The sequence below is a fragment of the Allorhizobium sp. NPDC080224 genome (assembly GCF_050281005.1).
Classification (GTDB): domain Bacteria; phylum Pseudomonadota; class Alphaproteobacteria; order Rhizobiales; family Rhizobiaceae; genus Allorhizobium.
Genome location: NZ_JBNNWJ010000001.1, coordinates 33000 through 54844, shown reverse-complemented (window position 1 = coordinate 54844; position 21845 = coordinate 33000). Strand labels below are relative to the sequence as shown.

Below are 21845 nucleotides of genomic sequence, written 5' to 3'. Positions count from 1 at the left end.
GCGCCCCGGCAATTGTCAATTCAGCGGCGATCGCCGGTTCTTACTGCCAGCTCTTGACGAGCTCGTCGTAGTTGACCGTCATCGGCTGTTCTTTTTCGTTCTCGATCTTCAGCTGCGGGGCGATATTGCCCTTGGCAACAGCATCGGCATTCCACTCTTCGAGGGTCTTTTCCTCGGCGAGCTTCGGACCGATATCGCCCTGGACGCCAGCGCGTTCGAGACGCTCGAGCACCTTTTCCTGCTCGGCGCAGAGCGAGTCCATGGCTTCCTGGGCAGTCTTGGCGCCCGAAGAAGCGTCACCGATCGCCTGCCACCAGAGCTGAGCCAGCTTCGGATAGTCAGGAACGTTGGTGCCGGTCGGCGACCACTGCAGACGAGCCGGCGAGCGGTAGAATTCGACCAGACCGCCAAGCTTCGGAGCGCGCTCTGTGAAGGAGGCGTGATCCAGGGTCGACTGACGGATGAAGGTGAGACCGACATGGCTCTTCTTCACGTCGATGGTCTTCGAGGTGACGAACTGTGCGTAGAGCCAGGCGGCCTTGGCACGATCTTCCGGGGTGGACTTCATCAGCGTCCAGGAACCGGCGTCCTGATAGCCGAGCTTCATGCCGTCCTTCCAGTAGACGCCATGCGGGCTCGGAGCGAAGCGCCACTTCGGCGTGCCGTCCTCGTTAACGACCGGCAGGCCTTCCTTGACGAAGTCGGCGGTGAAGGCGGTGTAGGTGAACATCTGCTGGGCGATTTCACCCTGAGACGGTACCGGACCGGATTCCGAGAAGGTCATGCCCTGAGCAGCCGGAGGGGCATACTTCTTCATCCATTCGAGATATTTCTCGATGGCGTAGACGGAGGCCGGACCGTTGGTGTCACCGCCGCGGGCGACGCAGGAGCCGACCGGGCGGGAGTTTTCGTCGACCTTGATGCCCCATTCGTCGACCGGAAGGCCGTTCGGGATGCCCTTGTCGCCGTTGCCGGCCATGGAGAGCCAGGCATCGGTGAAGCGCCAGCCGAGCGACGGGTCCTTCTTGCCGTAGTCCATATGGCCGAAGACCTTCTTGCCGTCGATTTCGCGACCGGTGAAGAATTCGGCGATGTCTTCATAAGCCGACCAGTTGACCGGAACCCCGAGGTCGTAGCCGTATTTTTCCTTGAAGTCGGCCTTGTTCTTCTCGTCGTTGAACCAGTCGTAGCGGAAGAAGTAGAGGTTGGCGAACTGCTGGGTCGGCAGCTGGTAGAGCTTGCCATCCGGAGCGGTCGTGAAGGACTTGCCGATGAAGTCTTCAATGTCGAGGGTCGGGCTGGTGACGTCCTTGCCTTCGTTCGCCATCCAGTCGGTCAGGTTGCGAACCTGCTGATAACGCCAGTGGGTGCCGATCAGGTCAGAGTCGTTGATGTAGGCGTCATAAATGTTTTCGCCCGACTGCATCTGCGTCTGCAGCTTTTCGACGACGTCACCTTCACCGATCAGGTCATGGGTGATCTTGATGCCGGTGATGGCGGTGAAGGCCGGAGCGAGGACCTTCGATTCATATTCATGCGTGGTGATGGTCTCAGAAACGACCTTGATCTCCATGCCGGCGAACGGCTTCGCGGCATCGATGAACCACTGCATTTCGGCTTCCTGGCCGGCACGGTCGAGTGCCGACATGTCGCCGACTTCGGCGTCCAGGAACTTCTTCGCCGCTTCCATGTCGGCGAAGGCTGCGCCCGTCATAGCCAGAAGCATGGCGGCCGTCGTCGTCAAAAGGTGCTTTCGCATTATGTCCTCCCTAAGGTTGCGATTGCATTCGGTTTGCAGTCTCGAGAATGGCGACCTCCCGCCGCCACCCCGTCTTGTCTGCTCTAGACGTAGCGGAAAACGCCGATGGCGTAGACTACGGAGAGAGCAAGAGCCCACCACAGGTTCGGTCCAACAAGACCGAGCCAAGCGAGATTGATAAAAGCCGACCCGAGCAGCGACACGAAAAGACGGTCGCCACGGGTGGTTTCGAAGCGCAGGATGCCGGTCCGCGGATTGCCGCCCGGGGACAGATACTCCCAGACCGCCATCGACAGAATCAGGCTAAAGATCACGACGAAGAAAATCGTCGTCGGCATCGTCCAGGCCATCCATGTAAAGTCCATCGGAACCTCCTCAGACGCGGCCCAGGGCAAAGCCCTTGGCGATATAGTTGCGGACGAAATAGATGACGAGCGCCCCGGGTATGATCGTCAGCACGCCGGCGGCTGCGAGCACGCCCCAGTCCATGCCCGAGGCCGAGACCGTACGCGTCATGATGGCAGCGATCGGCTTGGCATCCGTCGTGGTCAGCGTGCGGGCGATCAGCAGTTCGACCCAGGAGAACATGAAGCAGAAGAAGGCAGCGACACCGATGCCGGACGCAATCAGCGGCATGAAGATCTTCACGAAGAACTTCGGGAAGGAATAGCCGTCGATATAGGCCGTCTCGTCGATCTCCTTCGGCACGCCCGACATGAAGCCTTCGAGGATCCAGACGGCGAGCGGCACGTTGAACAGGCAGTGCGCGATCGCGACCGCGATATGCGTGTCGATCAGGCCGAAGGCGGAATAGAGCTGGAAGAAGGGTAGCGCAAAGACGGCTGGCGGTGCCATGCGGTTGGTCAGCAGCCAAAAGAACAGATGCTTGTCACCGAGGAACCTGTAGCGCGAGAAGGCGTAGGCTGCCGGCAGGGCAACGGCAACCGCGATCACGGTGTTCATGCACACATAGATGATCGAGTTGATATAGCCCTTGTACCACGAGGGATCGGTGAAGATCACCGCATAGTTGGCAAGTGTCGGGTTGACGGGCCAGAGCGAGAAGGCGCCAGTGATCTCCGCATTCGTCTTGAAGCTCATGTTGACGAGCCAGTAGATCGGCAGCAGCAGAAAGATGATGTAGATCGTTGGGACCAGAAAGCCGAGATTGGTGCGGTTGTCAGTGCTTTTCATCGGTATCTCCCCTCAGCCCTTCGCGTCACTGTTGGTCATGACGGTGTAGAAAACCCAGGACAGCGCCAGGATGATCAGGAAGTAGATGATCGACATTGCCGCCGCTGGGCCAAGGTCGAACTGGCCAACCGCCATCTTGACGAGGTCGATCGACAGAAAGGTGGTCGAGTTGCCCGGACCGCCGCCAGTCAGGACGAAAGGCTCGGTGTAAATCATGAAGCTATCCATGAAGCGCAGAAGGACTGCGATCAGAAGCACGCGCTTCATCTTCGGCAGCTGGATGAAGCGGAACACGGACCAGCGCGATGCGCCGTCAATCTTTGCGGCCTGGTAATAGGCATCCGGGATGGAGACGAGACCGGCATAGCAGAGCAGCACGACAAGGCTCGTCCAGTGCCAGACATCCATCACGATGATGGTGACCCAGGCATGCATCGGGTTCTGCGTGTAATTGTAGTCGAAGCCGAGCGCGTTGAGCGAATAGCCGAGAAGACCGATGTCGACGCGACCGAAGACCTGCCAGATGGTGCCGACGACGTTCCACGGAATGAGCAGTGGCAAGGCCATCAGAACGAGGCAGACAGGAACCCCCAATCCCGTTTTCGGCATGTTGAGCGCGATGAAGATGCCAAGTGGCACCTGGATCGCCAGAATGATCATGGAGAAGATCAGGTTGCGGCCGAGTGCGTTCCAGAAACGGTCGGACGACAGGATGTCGGCAAACCAGTCGGTGCCGGCCCAGAAGAACTGGTTGTTACCGAAGGTATCCTGGACGGAATAGTTGACGACGGTCATCAGCGGGATGACGGCCGAAAAGGCCACCAGCACCAGGACCGGGACGACCATGAACCAAGCCTTGTTGTTCCAGGTTTTTTCCATCGATCAGCCCTCCATGCCTACGCGCCAGGAATCGGCAAAGATGCCGAGACCTTCGGGGACGAATGTGATGCGGGGATCGGCGGGAATGTCTGCATCTTCGGGCACGACAACGGACAGCGACTGGTCGGCAAAGCGGGCGCGCACGATCTTCTGTCGACCGATGTCCTCGACCTTGGCGATAGAGACCGGCATGCCTTCCCGCCCGAGGCGGATGAATTCGGGGCGGACACCGAGCTCGATCTTGCTCTGGCCCGAAAGCTTCGGGGCGCCCGGCAGGTTGATCGTCTGGTCGCCGATCACGGCGGTTGCGCCGCTCACCTTGGCCGGCATGACATTCATGCCCGGGGAGCCGATGAAATAGCCGACGAAGGTGTGGCTGGGACGCTCGAAGAGTTCGGCGGGCGTCCCGATCTGCACGATCTGGCCGTCATACATGACCACGACCTTGTCGGCGAAGGTGAGCGCTTCGGTCTGGTCATGGGTGACATAGACCATGGTGAAACCGGACTGGCGGTGCAGGCGCTTGAGCTGCGAACGCAAGACCCACTTCATATGCGGATCGATCACGGTCAGCGGCTCGTCGAAGAGGATCGCATTGACGTCGGAGCGGACGAGGCCGCGACCGAGCGAGATCTTCTGCTTCTGGTCTGCCGTCAGGCCCTGCGCCTGCTTGCGGGCCATGGGCTGCAGGTCGATCATGTCGAGGATCTCGTTGACCCGCTTGTTCACCTGATCTTCCGGGACATGGCGGTTGCGCAGTGGAAAGGCCAGATTGTCGTAGACGGTCATCGTGTCGTAGACGACCGGGAACTGGAAGACCTGGGCAATGTTGCGGGCGGCCGTCGGCAGGTTGGTGACGTCGACGCCGTCGAACTCGATGCGGCCGTCGGACGGGTGCAGTAGGCCCGAGATGATGTTGAGCAGGGTGGTTTTGCCGCAGCCCGAGGGCCCAAGCAGCGCATAGGCGCCGCCATCGTCCCATTCGTGATGGACTTCTTTCAGGGCGTAATCGCCGGCCGCGCGGGCTGCGGGGGAGTAGGCGTGGCGGATATGATCGAGGTTGATGCGAGCCATGACGTTCCTCCTCACGCAGCCAGTTCGGCGGGGGCGCCGAGCGCTCCGCCATCGGCGCCGAACGCCATCAGGTGACGGGTGTCGATGAAGACATCGATGTCGCGATCGGGATCGATGTCGTGGATGCCATGGGCCAGGCACACCCAGCGGGCGGTGCCGTATTCGACGTGGATGAAGCTTTCGGAGCCTGCGATTTCGGAGACCAGCGTCCGCGAGCGCATGGGTGTGGCGCCCGGCAGTGCGGCGAGCGACAGGTGATGCGGGTGGAAGGCGACCGTGACCGGACCGTCTGCGATCGTGGCCAGATGAGCCGGCACCGTCAGAACGGGCTGACCGTTCAGCTCGAAACTTGCGCCCCGCTTGACGAGCGCGATGGTGTTGAGCGGCGGATCGGCGAAGGTTTTGGCGGTCAGGAGATCCAGCGGGCGGCGATAGACGTCGATCGTCCGACCAAACTGGGTGATCCGGCCTTCGGACAGCGTCGCGGTATTGCCGCCGAGCAGCAGAGCTTCCGAGGGTTCGGTTGTCGCGTAGACGAAAATTGCGCCGGATTCGGCGAAGATCTTCGGGAGTTCTTCGCGCAGTTCCTCGCGCAGCTTGTAGTCGAGGTTGGCAAGCGGCTCGTCGAGCAGGACAAGGGTCGCATTCTTGACGATAGCGCGAGCGAGCGCCGTGCGCTGCTGCTGTCCACCGGACAGGTTCAGCGGGGTGCGATCGAGATAGGGCGTCAGGCGCAAGAGGTCGGCCGCCTTGCGGACCTCGCGATCGATGGTGGCCGCATCCTTGCCGGCAACCCGCATCGGCGAGGCGATGTTTTCGTAGACGGTCAGTGCCGGGTAGTTGATGAACTGCTGGTAGACCATCGCGACATTGCGCTTCTGGACCGGCACGCCGGTGACGTCCTGCCCGTCGAAATGCACGGTACCGGAGGTCGGCTTGTCGAGGCCTGCCATCAGGCGCATCAGGGACGTCTTGCCCGAAAGAGTGGGCCCGAGCAGGACGTTCAGCGTACCCCGCTGCAACGTCAGGTCGGTTGGATGGATATGATATCCACCGCCCGCCATCTTCGAGACTTTACGCAGTTCCAACATATGTCCTCGGGCCTCCTCCAAACCGTCGGTCTTTTATCCGTGAGATGGGCGATCAGGCCGCCGCCAGCATTCCCAAATAGGCATCCAGCCCCTTCGCCTCCTCCGGCGTCAGGAACAGACCCTGTTTCGTTCGGCGCCACAGCACGTCTTCGGCCGTAACCGCCCATTCCATTTCGACCAGCCAGCGAACCTCCGCCTCGTATAGCGTGCCGCCAAAGTGGCGACCGAGATCTGCTGCCGACCGGGCCTTGCCCAGAATCGATTTCGTATCCGTTCCGTAGCAGCGGATCAAACGCTCGGCGTGTCCACGCTCCAGGAAGGGATAGGCCTTCATGAGATCGGCGACCGTTGGTTCAAATGCCGTCGCGGCGAAGTCGCCGCCAGGCAGGCGACTGCCCGCCGTCCAAGGCGCTCCCTTCTCACCAATCACTTCACCGATTTTTTCAAGCGCATGTTCGGCCAGACGGCGATAGGTCGTCAGCTTGCCGCCGAAGACGTTGAGCAACGGGGCCTCTTCACTCGTCCCTTCGATCTTGAGCACGTAGTCGCGGGTCGCTTCCTGGGCCTTTGATGCACCGTCGTCGAAAAGCGGCCGGACGGCGGAATAGCTCCAGACGATATCCTCGGGGCGGATCGGTTCCTGGAAATACTCGCTCGCGGCACCGCAGAGGTAGTTCACTTCCTCGGGGCTGATCCGGACGTCCTTGGGATCTTCGGTGAAGTCCCGATCCGTCGTGCCGATCAGGGTGAACTCACCCTCGTATGGGATGGCGAAAATGATCCGGTTGTCGGGGTTCTGGAAGAAGTAGGCGCGCGGGTCGGTGAACTTCTTGCGCACCACGATATGGCTGCCCTGCACAAGGCGCACATTGTGAACATTGTTGCGGCCGAAGGCTCCAGCAAGCACCTGGTCGACCCAGGGGCCGGCCGCGTTGACCAGCATGCGGGCCTTGTGGATGACTGTCGAGCCGTCGCGCTGCGACTTCGTCGTGACGACCCAATGGCCATCTTCGCGATGAGCGGAGACAACGCGGTTGCGGCTCAGGATCGTTGCGCCGCGGATCTGTGCATCGCGGGCATTGAGAACCACCATGCGCGCGTCATCGACCCAGCCATCCGAATATTCAAAGGCCTTGGAGAAGACCGGCTTCAAAGGCTTTCCGGCCGGATCACGGCGCAGATCGAGCGTCTTGGTCGGCGGAAGCAGCTTTCGGCCACCGAGATTGTCGTAAAGGAAAAGGCCGAGGCGAATGAGCCAGGCCGGACGGATGCCGCCCTTCTGGAAGGGCAGGACAAATCGCAGAGGCCAGATGACATGCGGGGCCATGGCCCAGAGGACTTCGCGCTCCATCAGCGCTTCGCGCACCAGGCGAAATTCGTAGTGCTCCAGATAACGAAGGCCGCCGTGGATGAGCTTGGTTGCGCCCGACGACGTACCGGAGGCGAAATCGTTCATTTCAGCCAAGGCGACCGAGTAACCACGGCCGGCCGCGTCGCGCGCGATCCCAGTCCCGTTGATCCCGCCGCCGATCACAAACAGATCGTAAATTGGCTGCCCCGACATCGTTCCTCCGTATGTTCGCACCTGCAGCATTTGCTGCTATTGCGAAAGTAGGATTATCTTTTTCGAAATTTAAACGAATGTCAAACGAAAGTTATTCCGCGGCTACATCGCGGTCGACCGGCGCCGTTTCGATGATCCTGACATCGCGCTCGGCGCAGATGTCGCGGATGCTGCTCGAAGGACAGTGATCGGTGATAAAGGTCTGAACCTGCGAGATATGTCCGATACGGACCGGCGCGGTGCGCTCGAATTTCGAAGCGTCGGAAACAAGGATCACATGCCGGGCATTCGCGATGATGGCCTGGGCGACTTTCACTTCGCGAAAATCGAAATCGAGCAGTGCACCATCCTCATCGATCGCGGAGACGCCGATAACAGCGAAATCCACCTTGAACTGACGGATGAAATCCACGGCTGCCTCGCCGACGATCCCGCCGTCAGAACCACGCACCACACCGCCGGCGATGACCACCTCGATCGAGGGATAGACGCGCAAGCGATTGGCAACGTTGATGTTGTTGGTGATGACCATCAATTCCCTGTGGTCAACAAGCGCTTCGCCCACAGCTTCCGTCGTGGTGCCGATGTTGATGAAGAGGGAGGAATTGTCCGGGATCAGGTTGGCTGCAGCGCGGCCGATCGCCTGCTTTTCGCCGGCCGCCATCGAACGGCGTGCTTCGTATTTGACGTTTTCGTTTCCGCTCGGAAAGACGGCACCGCCGTGGATACGGTTGAGGGCGCGTGCGTCGCACAGGTCGTTGAGGTCCTTGCGAATCGTTTGCGGTGTGACTGCGAAGCGCGCGGCGAGCTCGTCCACCAGAACGCGGCCCTGCTCCTTGGCCAGAGTCATGATCTCGGCCTGTCTCGCGGAGAACATCATGCCGCCCCCTCCCCTTATTTCGTTTTTTCTTCAGTCTAGGCAAAAACGAAACAGGGGCAATAGGCAGGCTCCAACTATCGCCGTCGCAGGAGAAGAATGAAAGCAAGCCCGCCCACAAGCCCGGTAATTACCCCGATCGGGACATCCTCAGGCGCCATGATCGTGCGCGACACGATATCGGCCAGAATGAGGATGACGGCGCCGGCCAATGCCGAAAGGGGAATGACCCTGATATTGTCGCTGCCGGCGGTCAGGCGGACGAAATGCGGAACCAGAAGGCCCACAAAGCCGATGGCACCCGAAAAGGCGACCATCACACCTGTCAGCAGCGCGGTGATCACAAAGAGCTCCGCGCGGAATCGGGCGACGGGAATACCAAGCGTTGCTGCCGTTTCGTCGCCCATGGCCATGGCGTTGATTTCCCGGGCGCGAACGACAAGGAAGACGAGGCAAACTGAAAGCACCGCCACCGGATAGAGAAGATGCGACCATTGGGCGAGGCCAAGCCCTCCCAGCATCCAGAAGACCACCGTATGAGCGGCGCGTGGATCTCCGAGGAAGATCGCGAGATTGCCAAGCGAGGTCGCCACGAAAGCGATGGCCACACCGGTCAATACGAGGCGATCGGCACCTGCGCCGGTGAAGCGCGTAACAGTGACGACCGCGAGCGTCGCCATCAGGGAACCCACGAAGGCAAAGAGCGGCACCGTGACCAGGCCGAAGATCAGACCGGTATGGAGAAGCGCGATTATCGCACCGAGGGCACCGCCGGAGGAGACGCCGAGCAGATGCGGATCGGCCAGTGGATTGCGCGTCACCGCTTGCAGGACAGCCCCCACCGTTGCGAGGCCGGCACCCACGAGGCCAGCCAGGATGACGCGCGGGAAGCGAACGTCCCACACGATGCTCTCGCGACCGGGCGACCATGTCACTTCAAATGTACCGGGTGCGAGTTTGCTGGCCACGATCGACCAGACAGTGCTGACCGGAATGGGAGCCGAACCCAGGGACACGCCAGCGGTGAGGCAGAGGGCCAGCAGCACGATAGCCAGACCCATCCAGAGAAACATGCGACCGTGCATCATTCTGCCTCGAATTTTGTGCCGGGCGGGACCGGTTCGCGGTCCCGCCTTGCGGATTACATGTTGCGCGGATGGAAGGTGTTTGCGAGCCGCTCGATTGCCTGGACATTGCGCGGCCCCGGTGTTGCCTCAACATATTCCAGCACCACGAAGCGATCCTGCTTGACGGCATCGAGATTCTTGAAGGCCGGGTTTTCCTTCATGAAAGCGATCTTCTGTTCGGCCGTGACATCGCCGTAGTTGACGATGACGACGACTTCCGGATTGCGCTCGATGACCGGCTCCCAGGACACTTCCGTCCAGCTCTTTTCGACGTCTTCCATGATGTTCACGCCGCCTGCGGCTTCGATCATTGCGGTCGGAATGCCGAAGCGACCCGAGGTGAAGGGCTTCTCGGTGCCGGAATCATAGACAAAGACGCGGACCGGCTTTTCGATGCCGCCGATGCGGGTGGTGATGTCGTCCAGTTGCTTGCGGTAGCCAGCAACCAGGGCCTCGGCGCGGTCCTCGACGCCAAAGATCTTGCCGAGGTTCAGCAGGTCGACGAACATGTCGTCCATCGTCGGCTTGTTCTTCGCCATGATATGGATGCAGGACTCCGTCAGCTCGTAGACCTTGATCTTGAAGGGCTCGAGCGTTTCGGGCGTCACCTCGCCGCCAACCTTCATGCCGTAGTTCCAGCCGGCGAAGTAGAAATCGGCATCGGCGTTCAGCAGCACTTCCTTCGTCGGGTATTTCGGCGAAAGCTCCGGCAACTCCTTCACACCTTCCCGCAGCCCCTCATCCAGCGTCTTCCAACCGGAGATCCCGGTGTAACCGACCATGCGGTCCTGCAGTTTCAGGGCCAGCATCATCTCGGTCAGGTTGACGTCATTGGAGATCGCACGTGCCGGAGGGGCATCGAACGTGACCTCGCGATCGCAGCTCTTGACCGTGACAGGATAGGCGAAGGCCGAGGAGGCGGCGAAGACCGAGGCAAAGAGCGTAGCAGACAATAGAAGACGGGAAGCCATATGGGCGGATCCTTTCAAAATCAGGTCAAGGCAAGGGAAAAGGAAAAACGATGGGATCGAGCGCCCTCCGCCTGTTGACGGGCGGCGAGGACACCGAAGGTTCCGGACAGGGCCTGTTCGGTCAAAACAGCTTCCGGTGGGCCGAACGCATTCATCCGGCCGCCATGCATCAGGGCAATATGCGTTGCAAACTCGGCGGCGAGGTTAATGTCGTGCAGGGTCGTGATGATCGTCAGGTTCAAAGCGCCGAGCAGATCGAGGATCTCGAGCTGGTGGCGGATATCCAGATGGTTGGTCGGCTCGTCGAGTATGAGGATTTCAGGCTTCTGCGCCAGCGCACGTGCCACCAGGACACGCTGCTTCTCACCTCCCGACAAGGTCGAAAACTGCCGGTTCGCCAGCCGCAGCAGATCGAGATGGTCGAGCGCGTGCTCTGCTTCGGCTCGGTCTTCTTCGCTCCAGCCCGCAAGGCCTTCGCGCCAGGGAACGCGCCCCATCATCACCACGTCGCGGACGGTGAACGGGAAGTCGCCGGGCATTTCCTGCAGAACGACCGCCACCCGACGGGCAAGCTGGCGGGCACTCATCTGCCAGATATCCTGACCGTCGACCTCGACGCGCCCCTCCAGCGGGCTAACACCGCGATAGAGGCAGCGCAGAAGCGTGGTCTTGCCAGCCCCGTTCGGCCCGACGATTGCCAGCCGGTCGCCGGCATCGAGGGAGAAGGAAACGCCTCGGACCAAAAACTGGGATGACTTCGGCCCCCAACCGATATCGGTGACCCGGATCGGGCAGCCCTTGCTGGTACAGCTCATGGGCGGACCTCATCGAACGACGAAACGCCGAGCGTTACGCCATGGCCAAGGCCGATCGCCCGTCCCTGCGCGTCATGATCTGGAAGGTAATGCATGCCGTTCCTCCGCAGGATTTCTCCGGAGGCAAAATGGCATGTGGTCGGCGCGCCAGGAGGCGCGGCGCAAAAGCCAGTTCGTATCCATCGGAACACCCCGTCCGCTTCGTTCTCTTCACTTGACGGCAGGTCTCCTGGCTCACGGATATGCGCTCTCCATTTGCCTTCCCACGGTGACCCGCAGTGGCCCGGCGCTTTCACGCCGCGAGAATGGACAGCAATCCGCTTACAGTTGCGGGGGCAGCCACGGTCTTGGTCCCTATTGGGTCGTCCTCACCGTGTTCCCTATTAATCCCCTCGGAGTCATCCGGCGGGGAACCGTCACTGCTTGCATAGGACCTGTAGCCCCTGGCGGTCAAGCCTCGATCTTTTAGGTTATGTAATATCGTAACGTCTATAGATCTCAGATTGGGTTGTCTACTGTGAAACAGCGTCTACCCTCAGCTCGTCAATGAAAGCCGCTATTTGTCAGGGGCGATGAAGTTTTCGTCGATCAGGCGCGCGCCTCTCTGTCGAGTGGTGTAGCGCCAGATCCACTGAACGCTGACAAGCAGGCGTTTCTCGAAATTGACCAGCAGATAGACATGGACGATCGCCCAGAGCAGCCAGGCAAAGCGGCCTTTGAGCTGCCAGGTGCCAAAATCGAAGATGGCTGCGTTTCTGCCGATGACCGCCGTATTGCCGCGGTTGCGGAAGCGGAAGTTCGGCACTGCCGCGCCCTTTAGGAGGCTGGCCTTGAGCGCTTTGCCGAGGAAAGTGCCCTGCTGTTTGGCCACCTGAGCGAGGGCGGGCAATGCTTCGCCATCCTCGTCCAAAGCCAGCGCGGTATCGCCGATGGCGTAGACCCCGTCTAAGCCATCCACCGACAGGTCCCGCGCCACAGGTAGGCGCCCGCCCGGGCCCGGCGAGATGCCAAGCCAGTGAGCGGCCGGTGATGCCTTCACGCCGGCTCCCCAGACGATGCAGCTCGCCGGCAGGAATCCGTCCTTCACCTGCACGCCCTCGGCGGTCACGTCTTCGACGGGTGTGTTCAGCCTGATATCCACGCCGATGTTCCGGAGATAGTCGGCCGCGTAATCCGAGAGGTTCTCGGGGAAAGTTGCCAAAATGCGCGGCCCGGCCTCGACCAGAACGACATGATGTTGCTCCGGCCGCAGACTGCGGAAATCGCGCTCGATCATAAAGCGGCCGAGTTCTGCAATGGCGCCGGCCATCTCGACCCCTGTCGGGCCGCCACCGATGACCACGCTGGTCAAGAGGCGGCGTTGCTCTGCCTCGTCCTGGCTTCGCTCGGCCTGTTCGAAGGCGAGGAGGAGGCGGTGACGGATCTGCCGGGCTTCGTGGATCGATTTCAGCCCCGGCGCATGTTTCTGCCAGTCCTCATTGCCGAAATAGTTGTATTTCGAGCCCGTCGCGAGGACGAGGCGATCGTAGGGAATTGCCGCCCCATCGGCGAGGGAGACCGTCCGGGCGGTCGGATCGATCGACACCACCTCTCCCATCAGCACATGAATGTTATCCGACCGTCCCAATGTGCGGCGAATCGGCTCCGAGATATCCGCAGGCGAAAGCGCCGCGGTTGCGACCTGATAGAGCAATGGTTGAAACAGATTGTGATTGCGCCGGTCGATCACCGTCACATCGACCTCGGTATCGGCCAGAGCCTTTGCGCAGGCGAGACCTCCGAAACCTGCGCCGACGATCACGACGCGTGGCCGGCTCCCGACATTGGATAGTTCTTCCATCATCACCTCACTGTCTGCTCGCATTGTTCCGGGACAACCGGAAGGCGTCAAGAAATGTTCCGGGGGAACGGCTCGGAGGCGGGACGGTTGGTCAAGGGCAGTCGGTCGATGGAAGGAACACTTCGTCTCCCAGTCCATGCGGCGCTCAGGCGAAACAGCTGGTCACGAGAATTGCAGGGCAAATATTTCTTTGTTCCAGCGTTGGAACAAAGCTTCGCCTTACCGGTTCATGAGAGAGATCATTGTTCCCTCCCCCGAACCTCCCCCGGCCGCCCCAAGGGCGCCTACCTGAACCCCGCTTCGGCGGGGTTCTTTTTCGTGAGTCCCGGCTTACTGTTGCATACCGTACCGAGGGATATCCTTGTTGTCTTCGTTGTTGCTGCGCCAAAGACCTTCAAGGATTGGTTTGTGATTGCGCTCTCACCTTGTGCATCCGGACGAGCGGGTAATTGGCAATCGCGTAGGTTTTCAGGCTTCCGGCCGGTCCATGATCGGCATAGGCGCCCAGCAGCCTGATCGCCTGATCATGAGCCTTCATCTGGGAGGACATATAGGCCGCGTCGAACTGGCTCTGCTGTGCCTGTTCCAGCGCGGTGAGCGTTTGCTTCTGTTCCATCGACAGTTCCATGACCATCGCGATTGAATCGGCCTCGGCGGCGTCGGTCAACTGTCCCTGCGCACGCTTGTAGTCGTCCAGCATGGTACGGGCGAAAGCCGTTACCTGCTCGTCCTCGCTACGCTTCAGAGCAAGTTCTGCAGACAGTATTTCGAACTCATTGGTCGCGGCAGCCTGCTTTACGAACTCAGCCGGACCCAATGCCTTGGTTTCGGCCGAAGCCTCTGGGGTCGGCAATTGCTGGATTGGCGCTGTCTGCTGGGCTATCGCCGTGGCGCCAAGGCAGAGGGCAGTTGCGGCTGCGAGCGAAATGGCGCGTATCATGATGGTTCTCCTTGAATAACGGGTTGTTGGTTCAACCCGTCAGCCCTCGAACCGTTCCAATAGAGGGACGAGCGCAGAACCCGGATTTGACAGGAGAGGGCAAAATTGGCAGCAGTGTTCCAGACGGAGAGGAGACTGCATGGCACGGCGTGGCGAGGGGCAGACGAGACTGGACGACGCGGCGCGGGCCGGATGGCTCTACTATGTCGCCGGCAAAACCCAGGACGAGATCGCGGCTGCCATGGGCATATCCCGGCAGAGCGCCCAGCGCCTCGTTTCCCTGTCGGTCGCGGAAAAGCTGATCAAGGTGCGGCTCGATCATCCCATCGCGGCATGTCTGGAGCTTGCCGAAGCCGTGAAGCACAAGTTCGACCTGAAGGCGGTGGAGATCGTTCCCACCGATCCGGGATCCGAGTCCGCGACAGTGGGAGTTGCGGAAGCCGGCGCAGCTCAGCTGGAGCGCTGGCTGAAGCAGTCCGAGCCGCTGGTCATTGCGATGGGAACGGGTCGAACGCTGCGCTCGATGATCGATCAGCTGTCTCCGATGGAATGTCCGCAGCACAAGATCGTCTCGCTCACGGGCAATATCAGCCCTGACGGATCGGCAGCCTATTTCAACGTCATCTTCTCCATGGCCGATGCGGTCAAGGCACCGCACTTCCCTATGCCGCTGCCGGTTATCGTCTCGTCGCCCGCCGAGCGGCAGTTGCTCCACGACCAGCCTCTGGTGGCGCCGACAATCGCGCTCGCGCAGCGGTCGGACGTCACCTTTGTCGGCATCGGCGAGATGAACATGCGTGCTCCGCTTCTCGTCGATGGCTTTTTGAACGCCGACGAGATGGAAGGTCTCCTGCAGGCCGGCGCGGTTGGAGAGATCTGCGGCTGGATCTTTGGGGACGACGGAAAGTTGCTGAGCCATCCGGTCAATGAGCGGGTCGCCAGCCTGCAAATACCTTCCCGGGAAACCTCGACCGTAATCGGTCTCGCACGGGGTCGGCGCAAGCATCCGGCCATCCTGGCTGCCGTCCGGGGCGGGCATATCAATGGCCTGATCACGGATGAAGACGCTGCGCGCCATCTTCTGGCGAGCTAGACTTCTATAAAATTTCAATTTCAGAACAGGCGTTTAGTCATTTCATGCGGCAGCGCAGCATGAAATGCGGATTGACATTTTTTGCTCTGCGATTGAGTAATTGCCCATGAGCAAAGCGAATGCTCATTTTTCTTCTGGGAGGAAGACATGACATTGAAGACGATTTTGCTGGGCGCCTGCTCAGCGCTGGCACTTGCCGGCATGGCCTCGGCTGAAACCCTCACGATCGCGACCGTCAACAACGGCGACATGATCCGCATGCAGGGCCTGACCTCGGAATTCACCACCGCTAACCCGGATATCCAGGTCGAATGGGTGACGCTCGAGGAAAACGTCCTGCGCGAACGCGTGACGACTGATATCGCCACCAAGGGCGGCCAGTACGACATCATGACGATCGGCACCTATGAAGTTCCGATCTGGTCCAAGCAGGGCTGGCTGCTGCCGCTCGAAAACCTCGGCGCGGACTATGATGTCGACGATCTGCTGCCGGCGATCCGTTCGGGTCTGACCGGCGAAGACGGCAAGCTGTATGCCGCGCCGTTCTACGGCGAGTCCTCCTTCATCATGTACCGCAAGGACCTGATGGAGAAGGCAGGGCTTACCATGCCCGACGCTCCGACCTGGGAGTTCGTCGCGGATGCCGCCCGCAAGATGACCGACCGTGCCAACGACATCAACGGCATCTGCCTGCGCGGCAAGGCCGGCTGGGGCGAAAACATGGCCTTCCTGACGGCCACCTCCAATGCCTTCGGCGCCCGCTGGTTCGACGAAAACTGGAAGCCCCAGTTCGACCAGCCGGAATGGAAGAACACGCTCGACTTCTACGTCACGCTGATGAATGACGCCGGCCCGCAGGGTGCGTCTTCCAACGGCTTCAACGAAAACCTGGCACTGTTCCAGCAGGGCAAGTGCGGCATGTGGATCGACGCCACGGTTGCTGCCTCCTTCGTCACCAATCCGACCGACTCGACGGTTGCCGACAAGGTCGGTTTCGCGCTCGCGCCTGACACCGGTCTCGGCAAGCGCGGCAACTGGCTCTGGGCCTGGAACCTCGCGATCCCGGCTGGCTCGCAGAAGGCGGAATCGGCCGAGAAGTTTATCTCCTGGGCAACCAGCAAGGCCTATGCCGAGCTCGTCGCATCCAAGGAAGGCTGGGCCAATGTTCCTCCGGGCACGCGGACCTCTCTCTATGAGAACCCGGAATACCAGAAGGCAGCGCCGTTTGCGAAAATGACGATCCACTCGATCAACGCGGCCGACCCGAAGGCCCCGACGGTCAAGCCGGTGCCCTATGTCGGCGTGCAGTTCGTGGCGATCCCCGAGTTCCAGAGCCTCGGCACCTCCGTCGGTCAGCTCTTCTCGGCAGCGCTTGCAGGCCAGATGTCGGTTGATGACGCACTGGCCCAGGCCCAGAGCCTGACCGAGCGTGAAATGACCCGCGGCGGCTACATCAAGTAATCCACCCTCCCGAACCACCTGCCCGGATTGCGATCCGGGCAGGACAGGCTTCGACCGTTTGCGGCCAATGCCGGTCGTCGTCACCCAGCCTCCAACGGGCCTGCGGACCTCGTTTCCGACATGGCCATCAGGGCGAGCTTCATCATGGCTACTCAAAACACACGCACCCTGGCCCGTCTGATGATGGCGCCGTCTGTCGGGCTCCTGCTGATCTGGATGATCGTGCCACTGTCGATGACTCTGTGGTTCTCGTTCCAGAACTACAATCTGCTCAATCCTGCCAATGTCAGCTTCGCCGGCCTGTTCAACTACCGCTATTTCTACACGGATCCGGCCTTCTTCCAGTCGATCTGGAACACGATGCTGATCGTCGGTGGCGTGCTGTTCATCACAATTTTCGGCGGCACGCTGCTGGCGCTGCTGCTCGACCAGCCGATCTTCGGCCAGGGAATTGTACGCATACTCATTATCTCGCCCTTCTTCGTCATGCCGCCGGTCGCTGCATTGATCTGGAAAAACATGATCATGCACCCGGGCTATGGCGTTTTGGCCGACATCAACCGGGCGCTCGGCTTGAGGCCCGTCGACTGGTTTGCGCAATATCCGCTTTTGTCGATCATCATCATCGTCGCCTGGCAGTGGCTGCCGTTTGCGACGCTCATCCTGCTCACCGCGTTGCAGTCACTGGATGTCGAGCAGAAGGAAGCCGCCGAGATGGACGGGGCGAACTTCATCAACCAGTTCATCTATCTGACGCTTCCGCATCTTTCCCGTGCAATTACCGTGGTCATCCTGATCCAGACCATCTTCCTGCTCGGGGTCTATGCGGAGATCCTGGTCACCACCAATGGCGGCCCGGGCTATGCCTCGACCAATCTCGTCTTCCTGATCTACCGAACAGCCCTCCTCGGCTACGACGTCGGCGGCGCTTCGGCAGGCGGCATCATCGCAATCATTCTCGCCAATATCGTCGCCATCTTCCTGATGCGCGCCGTTGGCAAGAACCTCGACCGGTAAGGACAAGGCCATGGCTCGCAACGTCACAACCCGGCGCAAGATCATCTTTACGGCGCTTGCCTGGACTATTGCCTTCGTGATCTTCTTCCCGATCCTCTACACGCTGATCACCAGCGTGAAGACGGAAACGGAAGCGATTCAGGGCTTCGACCTGATCCCGACCTTCACCCTCGAGAACTACGTGACGGTCCAGACGCAGCGCGACTACATGAAACCGTTCATGAACTCGGTCATCCTGTCTGTGGGCTCGACGATCCTGGCACTTTTCGTCGGCATCCCGGCCGCCTGGGCCATGGCGTTCTCGCCGACCAAACGGACCAAGGACATCCTGATGTGGATGCTCTCCACCAAGATGATGCCTGCCGTCGCCGTGCTCGTTCCGATCTACCTGCTGTTCCGCGACTTCGGTCTGCTCGATACCCGGATTGGCCTCACGATCATGCTGACGCTGATCAACCTGCCGATCGTCATCTGGATGCTCTACACCTATTTCCGCGAGATCCCGGGCGAGATCCTTGAAGCTGCGCGGATGGACGGCGCGTCGCTGTTCAACGAGATCGTCTATGTGCTCACGCCCATGGCCCTGCCGGGCATCGCCTCGACGCTTCTCCTCAATATCATTCTCGCCTGGAACGAAGCCTTCTGGACGATCCGCCTCACTACCACCAATGCAGCGCCGCTGACCGCTTTCATCGCCTCCTTCTCCAGTCCGCAGGGGTTGTTCTGGGCGAAGCTTTCGGCGGCCTCGACGATGGCGATCGCGCCGATCGTGATCCTCGGCTGGTTCAGCCAGAAACAACTCGTGCGCGGCCTCACCTTCGGCGCCGTCAAGTAAGGAAACCCGACCATGGGCAGCATCAAACTCGAACAGCTCTCCAAATCCTTCGGCGAGCATGCGGTCATCCCGGGGATCGACCTTGAAATCAATGACGGCGAATTTGTCGTCTTCGTCGGGCCGTCCGGCTGCGGCAAGTCCACGTTGCTGCGCCTGATCGCCGGCCTCGAAGACGCGACCGGCGGGCGCATCGTGATCGACGGCAAGGATCAAACGAATACTGCGCCGGCACAGCGCGGGCTGGCGATGGTGTTCCAGTCCTACGCGCTTTATCCGCATATGAGCGTGCGTTCGAATATCGGCTTTCCGCTGAAGATGGCGAAGGTCGATCCGGCCGAGATCAACCGCAAGGTCGAGGAGGCCGCACGCATCCTGAACCTCACCGACTATCTGGAACGCCGGCCCGGACAACTTTCCGGCGGCCAGCGTCAGCGCGTCGCGATCGGCCGCGCCATCGTTCGCAATCCGCGTTGCTTCCTCTTCGACGAGCCGCTCTCGAACCTTGATGCGGCGCTTCGCGTCGCCATGCGTCTCGAGATCACCGAACTGCATCAGAAGCTCAAGGCAACCTCGATCTATGTGACCCACGACCAGGTGGAAGCCATGACCATGGCCGACAAGATCGTGGTCCTCAACAAGGGCCGTATCGAGCAGGTCGGATCGCCGCTCGACCTCTATCGCAGCCCGGCCAATCTCTTCGTTGCCGGCTTCATCGGCTCGCCGAAGATGAACCTGATTTCCGGCCAGGCTGCTTCTGCCCACGGCGCCCATACGATCGGCATTCGGCCGGAGCATATCACGCTCTCGCTCGACAGCGGCATGTGGCGCGGTCTGGTGACGGTCGCCGAACATCTCGGCTCCGACACGTTCCTGCATGTCGAGGTAGACGGTGTCGGCACGATCACCACGCGCACCGGCGGGGAGTTCCCGGTCCGTCACGGCGACACGGTCTATGTGACACCGGATCTCAATCGACTGCACAAATTCAATGACAAGGGACTGGCAGCATGACCGGCAGATTGAGCGGCAAGTCGGCAATGATCACGGGCTCGGCCCGCGGCATCGGTCGCGCCTTTGCGGAAGCCTATATTCGCGAGGGTGCGACAGCAGTCGCGATCGCCGATATCGATTTCGACCGCGCATCGGCAACGGCAGCAGAGATCGGTCCTGCGGCCTATGCCGTCCGGATCGACATCTCCGATCAGGCCTCGATCGACGCAGCGATTGCTGCCTGTGTCGAACGCGCCGGCGGCATCGACATCCTGGTCAACAATGCCGCGATCTTCGATCTCGCCCCGATCATCGAGATTTCCCGCAGGAGCTATCAGCGCGTTTTCGACATCAATGTCGGTGGAACGCTGTTTACGATGCAGGCTGTGGCCAAGCAGATGATCGCGCAACGGCGTGGTGGCAAGATCATCAACATGGCGAGCCAGGCCGGACGACGCGGGGAACCGCTGGTCGGCGTCTACTGCGCCTCGAAGGCTGCCGTCATTTCGCTCACCCAATCGGCTGGTCTCGACCTCATCAAGCACGGGATCAACGTCAACGGGATCGCGCCTGGCGTGGTCGGCAGCGAGATGTGGGACGAGGTCGACGCGCTCTTTGCAAAATACGAAAACCGTCCGCTCGGCGAAAAGAAGAAACTGGTCGGCGAGGCGGTCCCCTTCGGCCGTATGGGCCGGGCTGAAGATCTGACCGGTATGGCAGTCTTCCTGGCCTCGGCGGAAGCCGACTACATCGTCGCCCAGACCTACAATGTCGACGGCGGAAACTGGATGAGCTGACGGCTCGCTCGGCCCCCAGCCAAGGAATGCACCCATGACGATCAAACTCTCGCTTGCAACTCTGGCAGATATCGGTGACCGGGCGTCCCTGCCCTCCTATCGCCGCGAGGATATCCGTCCCGGGATCCTGCATTTCGGCGTCGGCAATTTCCACCGTGCCCATATGGCGATCTACCTGCACGAACTCTTCAACAGCGGTCGCGATCTCGATTGGGGCATCATCGGCGCTGGTGTCATGGCCTCCGACCAGCGGATGCGTGACACGCTGAAAGCCCAGGATTTCCTGACGACCGTTGTCGAACAGGACATTGACCGGTCGGCCGCGACCATCACCGGTCCGATGCTGGACGTGATCACCGCACCGGATTTCGATCGGATCATTGCGACTCTCGCCTCGCCCGATATCCGGATCGTTTCGATGACGATCACGGAGGGTGGATATTTTATCGATGCGGCGACCGGCAAGTTCGATCCTACGCACCCGGCAATCGTTGCCGACGCGAAGAACCCGACCGCGCCGAAGACCGTCTTCGGACTGATCATCGCCGGCCTCAAGGCGCGCCGCGCTGCGGGCATTCCACCCTTCACCGTCATGTGCTGCGACAATATCCCCGGCAATGGCGAGGTGACGGAAGCGACGATCTGCGGTCTCGCCCGGCTGTCCGATCCTGAAATCGCCGACTGGATCCATCACAACGTCGCCTTTCCGAATTCCATGGTGGACCGCATCACGCCTGCAACCGGTCAGCGCGAAATCGACATCACGCGCGAGAATTACGGGATCGAAGACGGCTGGCCCGTATTCTGCGAGGGCTTCAAGCAGTGGGTGCTCGAAGACAAGTTCCCGCTGGGACGCCCTGCCCTGGAAGAGGTGGGCGTGACCTTTGTGCCCGATGTGGCACCCTACGAACTGATGAAGCTCAGGATCCTGAATGGCGGCCATGCGGCAATCGCTTATCCGGCGGCGCTGATGGACATTCATTTCGTGCATGAATCCATGGAGAACCCGCTGATCCGGGCCTTCCTGGCGAAACTCGAGAACGACGAAATCATCCCGGTCGTGCCGCCTGTGCCGAATACCAGCTTGCAGGACTATTTCGCGCTCATCGAGAACCGCTTCGCCAATCCGAAGATCGGCGACACCATTCCGCGCCTGGCGCAGGACGGCTCGAACCGTCAGCCCAAGTTCATTCTGCCCTCGACGGCCGATCGGTTGGCCCAGGATCTGGACGTGCAAGGCCTCGCACTCGTCTCGGCCCTGTGGTGCCGCTACTTCGAAGGCACGAGCGATGGCGGGAAGCCGATCGCTTTCAACGATCCAAGCGCGGATCGGCTGCACGCGGCAGCGCTTGCCTCCCGGAATGATCCCATGGCTTTCATCGGGATCACCGACATCTTCGGTTCCGTCGGTGCCAATCCGCAGTTCCAGAAGCGATTCGGTGAAGCGATCGCCAGCTTGCGGAGCCAAGGTGCTGCCGCTACGCTCCAGCGCTATCTCGACGGAACCCTTTCAAGCTGAGT

20 protein-coding genes and 1 riboswitch are annotated in these 21845 nt (G+C 60.7%); of the genes, 7 read left to right on the top strand and 13 right to left on the bottom strand.

Annotated features, from left to right (window positions below; all coding sequences use genetic code 11):
* Window positions 1-40: 40 nt before the first annotated feature.
* From ACQKP1_RS00230 to ACQKP1_RS00170, 13 genes are all read right to left on the bottom strand, one after another.
* Window positions 41-1759: an ABC transporter substrate-binding protein gene (locus ACQKP1_RS00230; protein WP_203018951.1), complete on the bottom strand. Its 1719-nt coding sequence runs from the start codon at window positions 1757-1759 to the stop codon at window positions 41-43.
* Between the two features lie 83 nt (window positions 1760-1842).
* Window positions 1843-2124: a DUF2160 domain-containing protein gene (locus ACQKP1_RS00225; RefSeq protein WP_203018949.1), complete on the bottom strand. Its 282-nt coding sequence runs from the start codon at window positions 2122-2124 to the stop codon at window positions 1843-1845.
* 10 nt (window positions 2125-2134) lie between these two features.
* Window positions 2135-2953, bottom strand: coding sequence for a carbohydrate ABC transporter permease (locus ACQKP1_RS00220; protein ID WP_203018948.1), 819 nt, complete (start codon window positions 2951-2953; stop codon window positions 2135-2137).
* Between the two features lie 12 nt (window positions 2954-2965).
* A complete protein-coding gene (locus ACQKP1_RS00215; RefSeq protein WP_006725294.1) occupies window positions 2966-3832 on the bottom strand; it encodes a carbohydrate ABC transporter permease in 867 nt (288 codons plus the stop codon).
* A 3-nt stretch (window positions 3833-3835) separates the two neighbouring features.
* On the bottom strand, window positions 3836-4906 hold the full coding sequence (locus tag ACQKP1_RS00210; RefSeq protein WP_427273759.1) for an ABC transporter ATP-binding protein: 1071 nt from the start codon (window positions 4904-4906) through the stop codon (window positions 3836-3838).
* An 11-nt stretch (window positions 4907-4917) separates the two neighbouring features.
* On the bottom strand, window positions 4918-5997 hold the full coding sequence (locus ACQKP1_RS00205; protein ID WP_427273758.1) for an ABC transporter ATP-binding protein: 1080 nt from the start codon (window positions 5995-5997) through the stop codon (window positions 4918-4920).
* Window positions 5998-6049: 52 nt separating this feature from the next.
* The gene (gene glpD / locus ACQKP1_RS00200; protein WP_427273757.1) at window positions 6050-7561 is read right to left on the bottom strand and encodes a glycerol-3-phosphate dehydrogenase; all 1512 of its coding nucleotides are present in this window, start codon (window positions 7559-7561) and stop codon (window positions 6050-6052) included.
* A gap of 91 nt (window positions 7562-7652) precedes the next feature.
* On the bottom strand, window positions 7653-8441 hold the full coding sequence (locus ACQKP1_RS00195; RefSeq protein WP_006725298.1) for a DeoR/GlpR family DNA-binding transcription regulator: 789 nt from the start codon (window positions 8439-8441) through the stop codon (window positions 7653-7655).
* Window positions 8442-8515: 74 nt separating this feature from the next.
* The gene (locus ACQKP1_RS00190) at window positions 8516-9511 is read right to left on the bottom strand and encodes a FecCD family ABC transporter permease (protein WP_246754040.1); all 996 of its coding nucleotides are present in this window, start codon (window positions 9509-9511) and stop codon (window positions 8516-8518) included.
* Window positions 9512-9579: 68 nt separating this feature from the next.
* Window positions 9580-10536 (bottom strand): ABC transporter substrate-binding protein, encoded by a 957-nt coding sequence (locus tag ACQKP1_RS00185; RefSeq protein ID WP_427273756.1) that lies wholly within the window; start codon window positions 10534-10536, stop codon window positions 9580-9582.
* 20 nt (window positions 10537-10556) lie between these two features.
* Window positions 10557-11351, bottom strand: a complete 795-nt coding sequence (locus ACQKP1_RS00180) for an ABC transporter ATP-binding protein (protein ID WP_246754038.1) — start codon at window positions 11349-11351, stop codon at window positions 10557-10559.
* Between the two features lie 202 nt (window positions 11352-11553).
* Window positions 11554-11784: riboswitch (cobalamin riboswitch) on the bottom strand.
* Between the two features lie 123 nt (window positions 11785-11907).
* On the bottom strand, window positions 11908-13194 hold the full coding sequence (locus ACQKP1_RS00175; RefSeq protein WP_427273755.1) for an NAD(P)/FAD-dependent oxidoreductase: 1287 nt from the start codon (window positions 13192-13194) through the stop codon (window positions 11908-11910).
* 391 nt (window positions 13195-13585) lie between these two features.
* Window positions 13586-14131 carry a DUF4142 domain-containing protein gene (locus ACQKP1_RS00170; RefSeq protein ID WP_427273754.1) on the bottom strand — a complete coding sequence of 182 codons (546 nt, stop codon included), beginning with the start codon at window positions 14129-14131 and terminating at the stop codon, window positions 13586-13588.
* A gap of 139 nt (window positions 14132-14270) precedes the next feature.
* On the opposite strand from ACQKP1_RS00170, the gene ACQKP1_RS00165 reads away from it, so the two are divergent.
* From ACQKP1_RS00165 to ACQKP1_RS00135, 7 genes are all read left to right on the top strand, one after another.
* The gene (locus ACQKP1_RS00165; protein ID WP_427273753.1) at window positions 14271-15224 is read left to right on the top strand and encodes a sugar-binding transcriptional regulator; all 954 of its coding nucleotides are present in this window, start codon (window positions 14271-14273) and stop codon (window positions 15222-15224) included.
* Window positions 15225-15371: 147 nt separating this feature from the next.
* A complete protein-coding gene (locus ACQKP1_RS00160) occupies window positions 15372-16685 on the top strand; it encodes an ABC transporter substrate-binding protein (protein WP_427273752.1) in 1314 nt (437 codons plus the stop codon).
* A 144-nt stretch (window positions 16686-16829) separates the two neighbouring features.
* Window positions 16830-17702, top strand: a complete 873-nt coding sequence (locus ACQKP1_RS00155; protein ID WP_203018939.1) for a carbohydrate ABC transporter permease — start codon at window positions 16830-16832, stop codon at window positions 17700-17702.
* A 10-nt stretch (window positions 17703-17712) separates the two neighbouring features.
* Complete coding sequence (locus tag ACQKP1_RS00150; protein ID WP_427273751.1) at window positions 17713-18537, top strand: carbohydrate ABC transporter permease; 825 nt, start codon at window positions 17713-17715, stop codon at window positions 18535-18537.
* 12 nt (window positions 18538-18549) lie between these two features.
* Entirely contained in the window at window positions 18550-19548 is a 999-nt protein-coding gene (locus ACQKP1_RS00145) for an ABC transporter ATP-binding protein (RefSeq protein ID WP_427273750.1), read from the top strand.
* Window positions 19545-20324 (top strand): L-iditol 2-dehydrogenase, encoded by a 780-nt coding sequence (locus ACQKP1_RS00140; RefSeq protein ID WP_427273749.1) that lies wholly within the window; start codon window positions 19545-19547, stop codon window positions 20322-20324. The genes ACQKP1_RS00145 and ACQKP1_RS00140 overlap by 4 nt, the downstream gene beginning before the upstream one ends.
* 34 nt (window positions 20325-20358) lie before the next feature.
* Window positions 20359-21843 carry a mannitol dehydrogenase family protein gene (locus tag ACQKP1_RS00135; RefSeq protein WP_427273748.1) on the top strand — a complete coding sequence of 495 codons (1485 nt, stop codon included), beginning with the start codon at window positions 20359-20361 and terminating at the stop codon, window positions 21841-21843.
* Window positions 21844-21845: the final 2 nt, after the last annotated feature.

What these genes read in the sequence shown, in the direction of transcription:
- ACQKP1_RS00230 (WP_203018951.1), bottom strand. Translation starts at nt 1,759, where the DNA reads ATGCGAAAGCACCTTTTGACGACGACGGCCGCCATGCTTCTGGCTATG.
- ACQKP1_RS00225 (WP_203018949.1), bottom strand. Translation starts at nt 2,124, where the DNA reads ATGGACTTTACATGGATGGCCTGGACGATGCCGACGACGATTTTCTTC.
- ACQKP1_RS00220 (WP_203018948.1), bottom strand. Translation starts at nt 2,953, where the DNA reads ATGAAAAGCACTGACAACCGCACCAATCTCGGCTTTCTGGTCCCAACG.
- ACQKP1_RS00215 (WP_006725294.1), bottom strand. Translation starts at nt 3,832, where the DNA reads ATGGAAAAAACCTGGAACAACAAGGCTTGGTTCATGGTCGTCCCGGTC.
- ACQKP1_RS00210 (WP_427273759.1), bottom strand. Translation starts at nt 4,906, where the DNA reads ATGGCTCGCATCAACCTCGATCATATCCGCCACGCCTACTCCCCCGCA.
- ACQKP1_RS00205 (WP_427273758.1), bottom strand. Translation starts at nt 5,997, where the DNA reads ATGTTGGAACTGCGTAAAGTCTCGAAGATGGCGGGCGGTGGATATCAT.
- glpD (WP_427273757.1), bottom strand. Translation starts at nt 7,561, where the DNA reads ATGTCGGGGCAGCCAATTTACGATCTGTTTGTGATCGGCGGCGGGATC.
- ACQKP1_RS00195 (WP_006725298.1), bottom strand. Translation starts at nt 8,441, where the DNA reads ATGATGTTCTCCGCGAGACAGGCCGAGATCATGACTCTGGCCAAGGAG.
- ACQKP1_RS00190 (WP_246754040.1), bottom strand. Translation starts at nt 9,511, where the DNA reads ATGTTTCTCTGGATGGGTCTGGCTATCGTGCTGCTGGCCCTCTGCCTC.
- ACQKP1_RS00185 (WP_427273756.1), bottom strand. Translation starts at nt 10,536, where the DNA reads ATGGCTTCCCGTCTTCTATTGTCTGCTACGCTCTTTGCCTCGGTCTTC.
- ACQKP1_RS00180 (WP_246754038.1), bottom strand. Translation starts at nt 11,351, where the DNA reads ATGAGCTGTACCAGCAAGGGCTGCCCGATCCGGGTCACCGATATCGGT.
- ACQKP1_RS00175 (WP_427273755.1), bottom strand. Translation starts at nt 13,194, where the DNA reads ATGATGGAAGAACTATCCAATGTCGGGAGCCGGCCACGCGTCGTGATC.
- ACQKP1_RS00170 (WP_427273754.1), bottom strand. Translation starts at nt 14,131, where the DNA reads ATGATACGCGCCATTTCGCTCGCAGCCGCAACTGCCCTCTGCCTTGGC.
- ACQKP1_RS00165 (WP_427273753.1), top strand. Translation starts at nt 14,271, where the DNA reads ATGGCACGGCGTGGCGAGGGGCAGACGAGACTGGACGACGCGGCGCGG.
- ACQKP1_RS00160 (WP_427273752.1), top strand. Translation starts at nt 15,372, where the DNA reads ATGACATTGAAGACGATTTTGCTGGGCGCCTGCTCAGCGCTGGCACTT.
- ACQKP1_RS00155 (WP_203018939.1), top strand. Translation starts at nt 16,830, where the DNA reads ATGGCTACTCAAAACACACGCACCCTGGCCCGTCTGATGATGGCGCCG.
- ACQKP1_RS00150 (WP_427273751.1), top strand. Translation starts at nt 17,713, where the DNA reads ATGGCTCGCAACGTCACAACCCGGCGCAAGATCATCTTTACGGCGCTT.
- ACQKP1_RS00145 (WP_427273750.1), top strand. Translation starts at nt 18,550, where the DNA reads ATGGGCAGCATCAAACTCGAACAGCTCTCCAAATCCTTCGGCGAGCAT.
- ACQKP1_RS00140 (WP_427273749.1), top strand. Translation starts at nt 19,545, where the DNA reads ATGACCGGCAGATTGAGCGGCAAGTCGGCAATGATCACGGGCTCGGCC.
- ACQKP1_RS00135 (WP_427273748.1), top strand. Translation starts at nt 20,359, where the DNA reads ATGACGATCAAACTCTCGCTTGCAACTCTGGCAGATATCGGTGACCGG.